This window comes from Pseudomonas sp. SWRI68 (assembly GCF_014269165.1).
In the GTDB taxonomy this organism is placed as follows: domain Bacteria; phylum Pseudomonadota; class Gammaproteobacteria; order Pseudomonadales; family Pseudomonadaceae; genus Aquipseudomonas; species Aquipseudomonas capeferrum.
The window spans coordinates 1-13,339 of sequence record NZ_JABWRU010000022.1 but is presented as its reverse complement, the minus strand read 5'-3'; the positions used below and the strand labels follow the sequence as shown (position 1 = coordinate 13,339).

The following is a 13,339-nucleotide window of genomic DNA, read 5'->3' as shown; positions in this document are numbered from 1 at the left end:
CAGCCCTTTCGCGACGCAAGGCCGCTCCTACAGTTGACCACCTAACCAGGCGAAAGCCGCACACGCCTCATTGACAACAGCCAACGCCACTGCCAATAATCAACGCAGTCATACGACAACCTACAACAACTAACAATGAGCCGGCCATGACCACTACCCCCCTCAATCGCCTGCTGCTCACCGGAGCCGCAGGCGGCCTGGGCAAGGTCCTTCGCGAACGCCTGCAAGGTTACGCCGAGGTCCTGCGCCTTTCCGATATCAGCCCGATGGCGCCCGCCGCGGGCCCGCATGAAGAAGTCGTGACCTGCGACCTCGCCGACAAAGCCGCTGTGCATGCACTGGTCGAAGGCGTAGACGCCATCATCCACTTCGGCGGCGTGTCCACCGAGCATTCGTTCGAAGACATCCTAGGCCCCAACATCTGCGGCGTGTTCCACGTCTACGAGGCGGCGCGCAAGCATGGGGTCAAGCGCATCATCTTCGCCAGCTCCAACCACACTATCGGCTTCTACCGCCAGGACGAGCGCATCGACGCCCACGCCCCGCGCCGCCCCGACAGTTACTACGGGCTGTCCAAGTGCTATGGCGAGGATGTCGCCAGCTTCTACTTCGACCGCTATGGCATCGAGACCGTGAGCATCCGCATCGGCTCGTCGTTCCCGCAACCGCAGAACCCGCGCATGTTGTGCACCTGGCTCAGCTACGACGACCTGGTGCAACTGATCGAACGCGGGCTGTTCACGCCCGACGTCGGCCACACCGTCGTCTATGGCGCCTCCGACAACCGCACCGTGTGGTGGGACAACCGCCATGCCGCGCACCTGGGCTATGAGCCCAAAGACACCTCCGAGGTGTTCCGTGAAGCGGTTGAAGCGCAACCGGCGCCTGCCGCCGATGACCCGAGCATGGTCTATCAGGGCGGCGCCTTCGCCGTGGCCGGACCGTTCAACTGACCCCAGCGCGCCAGGAGACACGGCCATGAATTGCGAACTGATCGTCGACGCCCGCAACGGTACCGGCGAGAGCCCTGTGTGGCACCCCACCGAACAAGCCCTGTACTGGGTCGATATCCCCGCCCGCCAGCTACATCGCTGGCAGCCCGACGGTGCCCACCACACCTGGCAAGGTGACGAAATGCTGGCCTGCATCGCACGCACCGAACAGGGCTGGGTTGCAGGAATGGAAAGCGGCATCTTCGCGCTCGAAACCCAGGCCGATGGCAGCCTCGACAGCCGTTTGCTCAGTCGCGTCGAACATGCCATGGGCGGCATGCGTTTCAACGATGGCCGCTGCGACCGCCAAGGCCGTTTCTGGGCCGGCACCATGCTGATGGACATGCCCCAGGGCGCCCCGGTCGGGGCGCTGTACCGGCATGACGGCGAAGGGCAGTTGCACCTGCAGCAGGACGGCATGATCGTGCCCAATGGCCTGGCCTTCAGCCCCGATGGCACGCGCATGTACCTCTCGGACTCGCACCCCAACGTGCAGAAGATCTGGGTCTTCGACTACGACATCGACAGCGGCACGCCCCACAACAAACGCCTGTTCGTCGACATGCAGGCCTTCCCCGGGCGCCCAGACGGCGCCGCCATCGACCAGGATGGCTGCTACTGGATCTGCGGCAACGACGCCGGCCAGATCCACCGCTTCACCCCCGATGGCCGCCTCGACCGCTCACTGAACCTACCGGTGAAGAAACCCGCGATGTGCGCCTTTGGCGGCGCCAACCTGGACACCCTGTTCGTCACCTCGATCCGCCCTGCGGGCATCGACCTCTCCGACCAGCCGCTGGCCGGTGGGGTATTTGCCTTCGAACTCGGCGTCAAAGGCCTGGAGGAGCCCCCCTACCGAGGCTGAACAACCGCACTGCCAACAACCCTCGCACAAACGAAACCGGATAATAAAAACCACGGAGTTTCATCATGACCTTCAAACGCAAGCTGCTCCTTGCCGTACTCCCCTTCGCCTTCAGCCTGTCGATGCCGGCCTCCGCGCTGGACATCAAGTTCGCCGAAATCCACCCGGCCGGCTACCCGACCGTGGTCGCTGAACAGAACATGGGCAAGAAGCTCGAAGCCGCCAGCAATGGCGAAATCACCTTCAAGATGTTCGCCGGCGGGGTACTCGGCTCCGAGAAGGAAGTGATCGAGCAGGCGCAGATCGGTGCCGTGCAGATGACTCGGGTCAGCCTGGGTATCGTCGGCCCGGTGGTGCCGGATGTGAACGTGTTCAACATGCCGTTCGTGTTCCGCGACCATGAGCACATGCGCAAGATCATCGACGGCGACATCGGCCAAGAGATCCTCGACAAGATCACCAACTCCGAATTCAACCTGGTAGCCCTGGCCTGGATGGATGGCGGCTCGCGCAGCATCTACACGAAAAAACCGGTACGCAGCCTGGAAGACCTCAAGGGCATGAAGATCCGCGTGCAGGGCAACCCGTTGTTCATCGACATGATGAACGCCATGGGTGGCAACGGCATCGCCATGGACACCGGCGAGATCTTCAGCGCCCTGCAGACGGGCGTGATCGACGGCGCCGAAAACAACCCGCCGACCCTGCTCGAACACAACCACTTCCAGAGCGCCAAATACTACACCCTTACCGGCCACCTGATTTTGCCGGAGCCGGTGGTGATGTCCAAGACCACCTGGAACAAACTCACCGCCGAACAGCAAACACTGGTGAAGAAGGTCGCGCGTGAGGCGCAGATGGAAGAACGTGCGCTGTGGGACGCCAAGTCCTCCGCCAGCGAAGAGAAGCTCAAGGCTGCAGGTGTCGAGTTCATCACCGTCGACAAGAAACCGTTCTTCGAGGCCACTGCTTCGGTGCGCGAGAAGTACGGCGCGCCGTACGCCGACCTGATGAAGCGTATCGACGCCGTCCAGTAATACCGCCCCTTCCAAGACGACCTCGGCAGTGCGGCGGCCGCCGCACTGCCGCTTTGGTGATGCCTATGAAATCGCTTTTCCTGAGCGTGAACGACACGCTGTACCGCAGTTGCATCTGGATCGCGGGCCTGTCGATCCTGGCCATGACGCTGATCATTCCGTGGGGCATCTTCGCCCGCTACGTGCTGGGCACCGGCTCCAGCTGGCCAGAGCCAGTCTCGATCCTGCTGATGGTGGTGTTCACTTTCGTCGGTGCCGCCGCCAGCTACCGCGCCGGGGCGCATATGGCGGTGGGGATGATCACCGACCGTTTGCCACCGCTGCAGCGCCAGCTGGTCGCGCTGCTGGTGCAACTGCTGATGATCGTGGTGTGCGTGTTCATGACCTACTACGGCACCAGGCTGTGCATCACCACCTGGAACCAGTCGCTGGCCTCGCTGCCCGGTGTGCGGGTGGGCATGACCTACGCGCCGATCCCGATCGGTGGCGTGCTGACGCTGGTGTTCGTGCTGGAAAAACTCCTGCTGGGCGATCAAAGCAACCGCAAGGTGGTGCGCTTTGACCTGGTCGAAGAAAACGAAGGAGCTGCGTAAATGGATGCGTTCATTCTGTTGGGCAGTTTCATCGCGCTGATCCTGATCGGCATGCCGGTGGCCTATGCGCTGGGCCTATCGGCATTGATCGGCGCCTGGTGGATCGACATCCCGCTGCAGGCGATGATGATCCAGGTCGCCAGTGGGGTTAACAAGTTTTCGCTGCTGGCGATTCCGTTCTTCGTGCTGGCCGGCGCGATCATGGCCGAAGGCGGCATGTCACGCCGGCTGGTGGCGTTCGCCGGGGTGCTGGTAGGCTTCGTGCGCGGCGGGCTGTCGCTGGTCAACATCATGGCCTCGACGTTCTTTGGCGCAATCTCTGGCTCTTCCGTAGCCGACACCGCGTCGGTAGGTTCGGTGCTGATCCCGGAAATGGAGCGCAAGGGCTACCCGCGTGAGTTCTCTACCGCAGTGACCGTCAGTGGCTCGGTGCAGGCGCTGCTGACCCCGCCCAGCCACAACTCGGTGCTGTACTCGCTGGCCGCCGGCGGCACGGTGTCGATCGCCTCGCTGTTCATGGCCGGGGTCATGCCCGGGCTGTTGCTGAGCGCAGTGATGATGGGGCTGTGCCTGATCTTCGCGAAGAAACGCAACTACCCCAAAGGCGAAGTGATCCCGCTGCGCCAGGCATTGAAGATCGCCGGTGAGGCGCTGTGGGGGTTGATGGCGATGGTCATCATCCTCGGCGGTATTCTGTCGGGCGTGTTCACCGCGACAGAGTCGGCAGCCGTGGCGGTGGTCTGGTCGTTCTTCGTGACCATGTTCATCTACCGCGACTACAAGTGGCGTGACCTGCCCAAGCTGATGCACCGCACGGTACGCACCATCTCGATCGTGATGATCTTGATCGGCTTTGCCGCAAGCTTTGGCTACGTGATGACGCTGATGCAGATCCCCTCGAAGATCACCACAGCGTTCCTGACCCTGTCGGACAACCGCTATGTGATCCTCATGTGCATCAACTTCATGCTGTTGCTGCTGGGCACGGTGATGGACATGGCGCCGCTGATCCTGATCCTCACCCCGATCCTGCTGCCGGTGATTACCGGCATCGGCGTGGACCCGGTGCACTTCGGCATGATCATGCTGGTGAACCTGGGCATTGGGCTGATCACACCACCGGTGGGTGCGGTGCTGTTCGTGGGGGCGGCCATCGGCAAGGTGAGCATCGAGGCCACGATAAAGGCGCTGCTGCCGTTCTACCTGGCGCTGTTCATGGTGTTGATGGCCGTGACCTACATCCCGGCCATCTCGCTGTGGCTGCCGAGCGTCGTGCTGTAAATGCCAATGGGGCTGCGCTGCAGCCCCGTTCTCTGCAAATGGATCCTGCACATGGCTGTTCCCTCTTCTGTCGCAACCCTCTTTCCGCGCAAGCTGGCAATTGCACTGCTGGCGCTGCTGGCGTGCGCGTTCGCCGCCAACCACATCGCCGCGCGCATCGCGTTCGATGACGGCACCGGCGTGCTGCTGGCGATCCTCTGCCGCTCAGGCATTACCTTCCTGGTCCTGGCTGGCCTGCTGTTGTGGCAGCGCCAGGCACTCGGCATGCCGGCGGGCACACGGCGCTGGCAATTGCTGCTCGGCCTGCTGATTGCCACGCAGAGCCTGTGCCTGTATTCGGCGGTGGCGCGCATTCCGGTGGCACTGGCGCTGCTGGTGGGCAATACCTTCCCGATGTTGCTGGCACTGCTCAGCTGGGCGCTGGGCGGTGCGCGCCCGACCGGCCGTACCGTGCTGTTCATGGGCCTGATCCTTTGTGGCCTGGTGCTGGCGCTGGATGTGCCGGCACGGCTGGCCGACAGTGGCGATGCCAACCCGCACTGGGCCCTGGGTGTCAGCCTGGCATTCTGCGCTGCATGTGTCTTCGCCTGCGCCTTGTGGATCACCGATCACAAACTGGCAGCCGTGCGCGGCCCGGTACGCAGCCTGCTGACCTTGCTGATCGTGTTCTCCAGCATGCTGGTCGCCGGCGTCAGCGGGGTGATGCCTTCGGGGTTGTCGATGCCTGCCAGCGCCAGCGGCTGGGCGGCCTTGGCCAGCCTGGTGGTGCTGTATGGCGTGGCCTTTACCCTGCTGTTTGTCTGTGTGCCACGGCTGAACATGGCGCAGAACGCGCCGGTGATGAATATCGAGCCGATCGCCACCTTGCTGCTGGGCTGGGCGTTGCTCGATCAACGCCTGAGCACCCTGCAGTTGATCGGCGGGGCCGTGGTGGTGTGCGGCATCGTGCTGCTGACCTACCGCCGGGCGAGCTGACCACACACTTTCGAAGGAGCCACTGATGGCTGTGACCGAACTGCACCTGCAAGACCACCTGACCCGATTGAGCCTAACGCCCGACCTGGGCGCCAGCCTGATCAACTGGCAGGTGAAGGCGACCGGGCAGGCGCTACTGCGCCACTCCGACCCCGCCGCGCTGGCCAGCGGTACGCCGCGGCAGCTGGCCTGCTACCCGTTGGCGCCGTGGTCCAACCGGATTGCCGAAGGGGGCTTCGCACGGCCCGAGGGCTGGCTGGCCTTGCCGCCCAACACCGCCTACGACCCTTACCCGATTCATGGCAGCGCCTGGCAGCAGGCCTGGCATGTGGACCACCACAGCGAGCGCCGCGCCCGGCTGTCGCTCGACAGTACGCAGCCATTTGCCTACCGGGCGACGCTGGATGTACACCTGCATGAGGGTTGCCTGAACCTTGACTTGCATGTGACCCACCTGGACGAAGCTGCCACCTGGTACGGACTGGGGCTGCACCCTTACTTCCCCCGCTACCCCGACACCCGGCTACGGGCAGCGGCGCAGCATGTGTGGCTGGCGGAAGACGGCCGGCTGCCGTCACACCTGGCAGAGGTGCCTGCAGACTGGTGCTTCGAGGCGCCGGGCGCGTTGCCAGCGACGGGTGTCGATCATGCGTTTGGGGGTTGGCCTGGCAGTTGCGTGATCGAACAGCCCAGCGCGGGCTATTCGCTGGCCTGCACGGCCAGTGGCTGTGAGCACTTTTTGTTGTTCTGCCCACCGGGCAAGGCGTTCTTCTGCTTTGAACCGGTCAGCCACCCGATCAATGCGCACCACCTGCCCGGGCGACCAGGCTTGCGCTTGCTGCAACAGGGTGAAGAAATGAGCCTGGGCTTCAGGATGCAATACCAGGCCTTGTAACCGGTTTGCCTGCAGCGGGCTGTAACCAATCTGCGTCACCAGGATGCCGAACACCAAGGTGAACACCATGCTCTGCTAGCCCGTGGCCAAGGCAGCACCGGCACTTCCGGCAGAGAAATGGCTAGTTGTACGACCTCAATCCAATCCTTGAGCCCGCAGTTCATGGGCCAGCATGTCGATGAATGCCCTCACCTTGGCCGATCCGTATTTGCTCTCACGGTGCAACACATGAATCGGCCAGGGCGCCTCCTCGTACTCGGCAAGAATCACCTGCAATTGCCCACTCGCCACCTCGTCCGCCACCTGGTAAGACAACAACCGTGCAATCCCCAACCCACCGCTGGCTGCGGCAATCGCCCCGTCATTGCTGGTCACCGTCAGCCGGGGCTTCATGCGCACCAAGGTCGGTTCATCGGTGACGCCGAAGCGCCAACCCGCCCGGGGTGAAAGGTTGGTGGTGCCGATTACCGCATGGTCCGGCAAATCCGAGGGGTGCTGCGGTACGCCGTGGCGCGCCAGGTAGTCGGGCGAGGCGCAGAGCATGCGCCGCACCCTGCCCACCCGCAGTGCCTTCAGCCCCGAGTCTGGTAGCGGGCCGATGCGCACGGCCACGTCCATGCCCTCCTCGACCATGTTGACGATGCGGTCGAGAAAGTAGGCAGATACATCCACTTCGGGGTACTGCTGCAAGTACCGTACGATGCACGGCATGACGAACTTCTTGCCGAACAGGATCGGCGCGGTGACGGCCAGGTCGCCCTTGGGCGTGGCGTTGATGCCAGCGGCCGCCTCGTTGGCTTCGAGGATGCTGGCAAGTATGTGGCGGGTGTCTTCCAAGTAGCGGCCTCCCGCCTCGGTCAGGCGCACGCTGCGCGTGGTGCGCAGCAGCAGCTTGACACCCAACTGCTCTTCCAGTGCACTGACGGCACGCGTCACCGCCGCAGGCGAGATGTCCAGCCGGCGGGCGGCGGCGGCGAAGCTTTCCAGCTCGCCGACCGCGACGAATACCTTCATCAGGTGGATGTGGTCCATGCCAGCTCCTGGGCGTCGGGGGTTGGGGGATTATCGGGTATCAGCAGGTTTTGTGCTGCTGCAAGAGCCCTTGCAGACCGCATCAAAGTTCCAGCACCAGGGCCTGCCCGCCCTCCCCCACGTTGGCAGGCACTGCACAGCAGATCAACACAGTGCCCTCATCAGGCATTTCCGCTGGTGGGTTGGTGTAATGCACCTGGCCGCTCACTACCCGGGTCTTGCAGGTGCCACACGAACCGCCCCGGCAACTGAAGTCCGGCGACAGCCCGCGCGCTTCGGCAAGTTCGAGCAAGGTCCCGCTGCCCGGTGCCCAGCGCGCCTCCTTGGCCGAGCTGGCAAAGTACACCGGCACGGGTGCGCTGGCAGCCGGCGGCTGATGCAGCACAGGCTGGTCGTCATCGGTGTGCCGCCTGAGCGTCGAGGGCCCGAAGGCTTCGGCATGGATGCGGGCGTCGGGCACGTTCACGGTACGCAGCCCTTCGTACAGGTCCTGGGTAAAACGGGCGGGGCCGCACAGGTAGAAGTCATAGTCATCCAGCGTCAGCGTGGCCTTCACCTGCTCGATGCCCAACCGGCCAGCATGTTCGTAGTCGCGGCCCAGCACAGCCTCTGCTTCAGGCTGGCTGAGGCAGCGGTACAGGCCCAACAGCGCGCCAGCCTGCCGCTGCAGGCTGGCCAGCTCTTGCTGGAACGGTAAATCCGCCAGGCTGCGGGCACCGTGAAACAGGTGAATACGCCGTGCCTGACGCTTGGCCAATTGCTCGCGCAACATGGCGATGAGTGGGGTGATGCCCACGCCCGCGCCGATCAGTACGATCGGCCGTTCGCTTTGCTCATTCAGGGTAAAACTGCCCATGGGCAGCCGCACGTCAAGCAGATCCCCCACGGCGATGCGTTCATGCAGATAGCGCGAGGCCGGGCCCTGGGCCTTGACGCTGATGCGCAGGTAGTCGTCCGACGGCGCGCTGGAGACGCTGTAAGTGCGAACCAGCGGGGCGTCACTGCCCAGCGCGATACGCACAGGGATATGCTGCCCCGGCGCAAACTGCACGGGTGCATCTGCCGCCAGGTAGAAGGAGCGTATATCTCGGCTCTCCTGCTCCAGGCGCACCACGCGCCACGCCAGCCACTGGCGCTGGCGCTCGCGCTGCTGCAGGCGCGCGTCGGCCTCTGCCCAGGTACCGGTCATCAGACTGGTCGGCGCGTATTCCTGGAACGCCCAGCGCAACGACACCGCTGCCGGGCGCCACACCACCTGCTCGACCTCCAGGGTCCACAGCCGCTCGGCCCCCTCGAAGGCGGTGATGGCAGGGCTGTCCAGTATCACCTCGGCACGCCCGGACAACTGCAGTACATTGCCCGTGGCAAAGTCGATGAACAGCAAGCCAGCCATGGGGTTGACCAGCAAGTTGCCCAGCGTGTTGAAGTGCAGGTTGCCAGCGTAGTCGGGAATGCTCAGGCGGTTGCCTTCGACCTTGACGAACCCTGGCCGGCCGCCGCGGTGGGACACGTCCACCGAACGCTGGCCGTCTTCGTGGTCCACGTAGCTTGCGACGAAGAAGGTATCGGCCAGCTCGATCATGGCAACGGCGCGGGCATCGAGTGCTGTCGCATCGAAGCGACCTTGTGCGGGCTCATCGATACGGGTGTAGTCGCGCCGTTGAATGTACTGCGGGCAGTTGCCGAACGACTGCTCCACGGTTACTTGCAGCTGGCCGTTGGTTGCCTGGCTGATCATGCCGTTGATGCGGTTGCGCCGGCGGGTATGCAGTTCGATGCCCAGCAACCCGATCGCCTGCCCGCCCGCCAGGCCTTGTGTGGCAGGGTCATCTGCGTTCAGGTACGCATCGATCATCAGCTGCCGCGGGTGGGACGAGCTGACGAAGCCTTCCGGGCCTTCGAGCAGCGTCGCCCACGGTTTGCCATAGGCATCCACGCTGCCCGCCACCATGAACGGCAGTTGCTGATAGAACGCGCGATGCTGATCGGGCATGTGGTCGCGGATTACCTTCTGCCCGAACACCTCCATGCGCTCCGACACACCGACCTTTTCCTGCAGGGTCTTCTCACCGCTGTGCCAAGGTGACGAGCGATGGCCTGGTAGCTGATGCATGGTGGCATTCCTCGGAAGGGTTGGGGCTTAAACGGTGGCTTGCAGGCCCGCCGCAGTGCGTGGCATCGGCACGAAACCTGGCAACGCCTCGACCCGCGCCAGCCAACTGCGCACGTTGGCGTAAGGCTCCAGCGAGACATTGCCTTCCGGTGCGTGGGCGATATAGGAATAGTTGGCGACGTCGGCGATGGTGGGCGTGCTGCCAGCCAGGAAGGGGGACTTGGCCAGTTCGGCGTCAATCACCTTGAGCAGGGTATGGGCACGACCGATGACTTCATCGGTGTTGAACGAAGCACCGAACACGGTGACCAGGCGAGCGGCGGCCGGGCCGAACGCCAAGGGCCCTGCTGCAACCGATAACCAGTGTTGCACGCGGGCTGCGGCTGCGGGTTCCTCGGGCAACCAGGTGCCGTTGTCGTACTGCTTGGCCAGGTACACCAGGATGGCATTCGAGTCGGCGACGACCGTGCCGTTGTCATCGATGACGGGGACTTGGCCGAACGGGTTGAGGGCAAGGAACTCGGGCTGCTTATGCGCACCCTTGGCCAGGTCGACGAAGACCAGCTCGGTGGGCAGGTTCAGCAGCGAGAGCATCAGCTCAATGCGGTGGGCGTGGCCGGACTTGGGGAAGTTGTAGAGTTTGATTGGGCTCGACATGGGCTTGGCTCCTGGACAGCACCGGAATGGGCTGATGGAGGCCATGTTGAACTGATTCGACAGGCAACAGAATTAGCGCGGGAGGGAAACGATAATTTCGATCAGCGAAACAATCGGGGTAGAAGCGACATCAGGCCGCTTCTACAGGGGATGCGGTCGCTTCAATGACGCTGACGATGGAAACGGTACAACGCGCGTGCCGCGTCGATTACATGGGGGACACAGGCTTGAATGTCGTCCTCGCTCATTTGGTCGAGCAACTCGAAATTGTCTTCCAGGCCGTGCAGCGAGATCGCTTTGAGCAGGGGATCCTGCTCCGCAGGCAACTCGCTCCAGCCTGCGACCTGGGTGCCGCGCATGTAACCGAAGCACCACTCCTCCATGATGATCACTCCGTCTTCACCTTCTTCGAATACCGGCTCGAAGTGATCGACGTTGTCAGCGAGCTCTTCCGCCACCTGGCTGGCATAACGCAACATCAGCGCCGTGTAGGCCTCTTCGTGCGCAGGCTTCTTGAAATTTGGCACCTTGCCACCTGCAACGGCAGGTAACCATTGTTCGGGGTGGACAGTGACCGGCGAGCTGGCAAGGGCGGTGAAAAAGCCATTGAGCTCGGCCAGGTTGATCACCGAATAATCGTTGCCGTAAGTGATCAGCAGGTCTTCAAGGCGGTGGAGTTCTTTTTCGCTGAGGGCGCGGAGCATGTGGGGATCCTAGGGTGAAGATTTGGCCTGCACCCTAGCATATGAGGAAATGGATCGAAGTATTTGTTGCCTGCCGCAAAGCATTCGCGGGCAAGCCCGCGCTCACATGGAATACACCGCCCTTGGGCAAGTTGTAATCCTGTGAGCGTGAGCTTGCCCGCGAACAGGCGGTCAAGCTTTATACCGCCAGCGCGCGCTCACGCAGCTCGCTGTTGAGGATGCGGTCGTTCTCGCTGTAGTCGACCGGGCAGTCGATCACGTGCACACCTGGGGTCTTGATGCAGTGCTCGAGCAGCGGCAGCAAGCCTTCGGCGCTATCCACGCGGTGGCCATTGGCACCGTAGGCTTCGGCGTATTTGACGAAGTCCGGGTTACCGTAGTCCAGGCCGAAATCGGTGAAGCCCATGTTCGCCTGCTTCCAGCGGATCATGCCGTAGCCGTCGTCACGCAGAATCACCACGGTAACGTGCATGCCCAGACGGACTGCAGTTTCCAGCTCCTGGCTGTTCATCATGAAGCCGCCGTCGCCGCACACCGAGATCACCGGGCGGTCCGGGTACACCAGATGCGCTGCCATGGCCGACGGCAGGCCAGCGCCCATGGTCGCCAGGGCGTTGTCGAGCAGCACGGTGTTGGGCTTGTGCGCCTTGTAGTTGCGGGCGAACCAGATTTTGTAGATGCCGTTGTCCAAAGCCACGATGCCTTCGGAAGGCAGTACGCGACGGATGTCGGCCACCAGGCGCTGCGGGTAGATCGGGAAGCGGTCGTCGTCGCCGCCTTCGGCGATTTGGGCTTCGTTGGCTTCACGGATGGCCATCAGGCGGGTGAAGTCCCAGTGCGAGGTGTCGCCCAGGCCTTCGGCGATCTGCCAGACGGCGTTGGCGATGTCGCCGATCACTTCAACCTGTGGGAAGTACACGGCATCGACTTCGGCGGAGCGGAAGCTGATGTGAATGACTTCAGTGCCGCCACGGACCATGAAGAACGGCGGCTTTTCGATCACATCGTGGCCGATGTTGATGATCAGGTCGGCGGCTTCGATCGCACGGTGCACGAAGTCACCGGACGACAGCGCAGCGTTACCCAGGAAGCGCGGGCTGCGCTCGTCAACCACGCCCTTGCCCAGCTGAGTGGTGACGAATGGGATACCGGTCTTGTCGATCAATTGCTTGAGGACCTTGGCGGTCATCTTGCGGTTGGCACCGGCGCCGATCACCAGGATCGGGCTGCGCGCGGTGCGCAGTTTCTCGATGGCGGCTTCGATGGCCACATGTTCGGCCAGCGGACGACGGTGCAGGCTGCGCGGGATCGGCATGGCATCGGTCTGCTCGGCAGCGATGTCTTCCGGCAGTTCCAGGTGCACGGCACCGGGCTTTTCCTCTTCGGCCAGGCGGAACGCTTCACGCATGCGCGAAGGGATGTTGTCGGCCGAGGCGAACTGGTGGGTGTACTTGGTGATGGGGTCCATCATGCCGCACACGTCGATGATCTGGAAGCGGCCCTGTTTGGACTTCTTGATCGGCTTCTGGCCGGTAATCATCATCATCGGCATGCCGCCGAGGTAGGCGTAGGCACTGGCGGTGACCAGGTTGGTCGCGCCGGGGCCGAGGGTCGACAGGCTGACGCCGGTCTTGCCGGTCAGGCGGCCATAGGTAGCGGCCATGAAGCCCGCGGATTGCTCGTGACGGGTCAGTACCAGCTTGATCTTCGACTTGCGCAGGGATTCCAGCAGGTCGAGGTTCTCCTCACCGGGAATGCCGAACACATACTCGACACCTTCGTTTTCCAGGCATTGCACAACGACATCGGCGGCCTTGGCCATCTTGCTCTCTACCTCAAGTGATAGGACGGTGAAAGTCCATAAATGCGCAGCACGGCACGCTGGCATCGCTCTATCCGGGCGCGAGGTTGCCCCGAACCTAAGTCTTGACGCAGGCTAGGCAGGGCAAAGTCACGTGTACGAACAGGATTAATTGTCGCACCCTTGAGCGCAGTTGAAGAGGTACAGGACGGACAAAACATCTTTGCCGGGGGACAGGGCTATAGCTATAAAAACGCCAGAAAGACAAAACCCCTACCTGCTTGCGCAGATAGGGGTTTTGCGAAATGAATCTTGACGATGACCTACTCTCACATGGGGAGACCCCACACTACCATCGGCGATGCATCGTTTCACTACTGAGTTCGGGATGGGA

Annotated in this window: 12 protein-coding genes; 7 read left to right on the top strand and 5 right to left on the bottom strand. The window is 62.9% G+C overall.

The features are described from left to right. Positions 1-146 precede the first annotated feature (146 nt). The 7 genes from HU770_RS22910 (at position 147) to HU770_RS22880 (ending at position 6,638) form a co-directional block, all read left to right on the top strand. A complete protein-coding gene (locus tag HU770_RS22910; protein WP_033699892.1) occupies positions 147-953 on the top strand; it encodes an NAD(P)-dependent oxidoreductase in 807 nt (268 codons plus the stop codon). Positions 954-978: 25 nt separating this feature from the next. Next, positions 979-1,857: an SMP-30/gluconolactonase/LRE family protein gene (locus HU770_RS22905; RefSeq protein WP_186665691.1), complete on the top strand. Its 879-nt coding sequence runs from the start codon at positions 979-981 to the stop codon at positions 1,855-1,857. 65 nt (positions 1,858-1,922) lie between these two features. Then, positions 1,923-2,894, top strand: a complete 972-nt coding sequence (locus HU770_RS22900) for a TRAP transporter substrate-binding protein (RefSeq protein WP_033699894.1) — start codon at positions 1,923-1,925, stop codon at positions 2,892-2,894. Positions 2,895-2,959: 65 nt separating this feature from the next. Beyond that, positions 2,960-3,487 carry a TRAP transporter small permease gene (locus HU770_RS22895; protein WP_186665689.1) on the top strand — a complete coding sequence of 176 codons (528 nt, stop codon included), beginning with the start codon at positions 2,960-2,962 and terminating at the stop codon, positions 3,485-3,487. After that, positions 3,488-4,768, top strand: a complete 1,281-nt coding sequence (locus HU770_RS22890) for a TRAP transporter large permease (RefSeq protein ID WP_186658253.1) — start codon at positions 3,488-3,490, stop codon at positions 4,766-4,768. 51 nt (positions 4,769-4,819) lie between these two features. Beyond that, positions 4,820-5,743, top strand: coding sequence for a DMT family transporter (locus HU770_RS22885; RefSeq protein ID WP_186665687.1), 924 nt, complete (start codon positions 4,820-4,822; stop codon positions 5,741-5,743). 25 nt (positions 5,744-5,768) lie between these two features. Beyond that, on the top strand, positions 5,769-6,638 hold the full coding sequence (locus HU770_RS22880) for an aldose 1-epimerase (RefSeq protein ID WP_186665685.1): 870 nt from the start codon (positions 5,769-5,771) through the stop codon (positions 6,636-6,638). A 135-nt stretch (positions 6,639-6,773) separates the two neighbouring features. Here the strand turns inward: HU770_RS22880 and HU770_RS22875 are convergent, their stop codons facing one another. From HU770_RS22875 to HU770_RS22855, 5 genes are all read right to left on the bottom strand, one after another. Beyond that, the gene (locus tag HU770_RS22875) at positions 6,774-7,670 is read right to left on the bottom strand and encodes a LysR family transcriptional regulator (protein WP_033699904.1); all 897 of its coding nucleotides are present in this window, start codon (positions 7,668-7,670) and stop codon (positions 6,774-6,776) included. 82 nt (positions 7,671-7,752) lie between these two features. After that, positions 7,753-9,783 carry a pyridoxamine 5'-phosphate oxidase family protein gene (locus HU770_RS22870; protein WP_186665683.1) on the bottom strand — a complete coding sequence of 677 codons (2,031 nt, stop codon included), beginning with the start codon at positions 9,781-9,783 and terminating at the stop codon, positions 7,753-7,755. 27 nt (positions 9,784-9,810) lie between these two features. Continuing rightward, complete coding sequence (locus HU770_RS22865; RefSeq protein WP_186658231.1) at positions 9,811-10,440, bottom strand: glutathione S-transferase; 630 nt, start codon at positions 10,438-10,440, stop codon at positions 9,811-9,813. Positions 10,441-10,601: 161 nt separating this feature from the next. Beyond that, on the bottom strand, positions 10,602-11,144 hold the full coding sequence (locus HU770_RS22860; RefSeq protein ID WP_186658228.1) for a UPF0149 family protein: 543 nt from the start codon (positions 11,142-11,144) through the stop codon (positions 10,602-10,604). 178 nt (positions 11,145-11,322) lie between these two features. Continuing rightward, positions 11,323-12,966, bottom strand: coding sequence for an acetolactate synthase large subunit (locus HU770_RS22855; RefSeq protein WP_033699916.1), 1,644 nt, complete (start codon positions 12,964-12,966; stop codon positions 11,323-11,325). Between the last annotated feature and the right edge of the window lie 373 nt (positions 12,967-13,339).

Bases quoted from the DNA above. Each gene is read 5' to 3' on its own strand.
- HU770_RS22860 (WP_186658228.1), bottom strand. From the start codon at position 11,144: ATGCTCCGCGCCCTCAGCGAAAAAGAACTCCACCGCCTTGAAGACCTG.
- HU770_RS22870 (WP_186665683.1), bottom strand. From the start codon at position 9,783: ATGCATCAGCTACCAGGCCATCGCTCGTCACCTTGGCACAGCGGTGAG.
- HU770_RS22895 (WP_186665689.1), top strand. From the start codon at position 2,960: ATGAAATCGCTTTTCCTGAGCGTGAACGACACGCTGTACCGCAGTTGC.
- HU770_RS22905 (WP_186665691.1), top strand. From the start codon at position 979: ATGAATTGCGAACTGATCGTCGACGCCCGCAACGGTACCGGCGAGAGC.
- HU770_RS22910 (WP_033699892.1), top strand. From the start codon at position 147: ATGACCACTACCCCCCTCAATCGCCTGCTGCTCACCGGAGCCGCAGGC.
- HU770_RS22865 (WP_186658231.1), bottom strand. From the start codon at position 10,440: ATGTCGAGCCCAATCAAACTCTACAACTTCCCCAAGTCCGGCCACGCC.
- HU770_RS22900 (WP_033699894.1), top strand. From the start codon at position 1,923: ATGACCTTCAAACGCAAGCTGCTCCTTGCCGTACTCCCCTTCGCCTTC.
- HU770_RS22875 (WP_033699904.1), bottom strand. From the start codon at position 7,670: ATGGACCACATCCACCTGATGAAGGTATTCGTCGCGGTCGGCGAGCTG.
- HU770_RS22855 (WP_033699916.1), bottom strand. From the start codon at position 12,966: ATGGCCAAGGCCGCCGATGTCGTTGTGCAATGCCTGGAAAACGAAGGT.
- HU770_RS22890 (WP_186658253.1), top strand. From the start codon at position 3,488: ATGGATGCGTTCATTCTGTTGGGCAGTTTCATCGCGCTGATCCTGATC.
- HU770_RS22880 (WP_186665685.1), top strand. From the start codon at position 5,769: ATGGCTGTGACCGAACTGCACCTGCAAGACCACCTGACCCGATTGAGC.
- HU770_RS22885 (WP_186665687.1), top strand. From the start codon at position 4,820: ATGGCTGTTCCCTCTTCTGTCGCAACCCTCTTTCCGCGCAAGCTGGCA.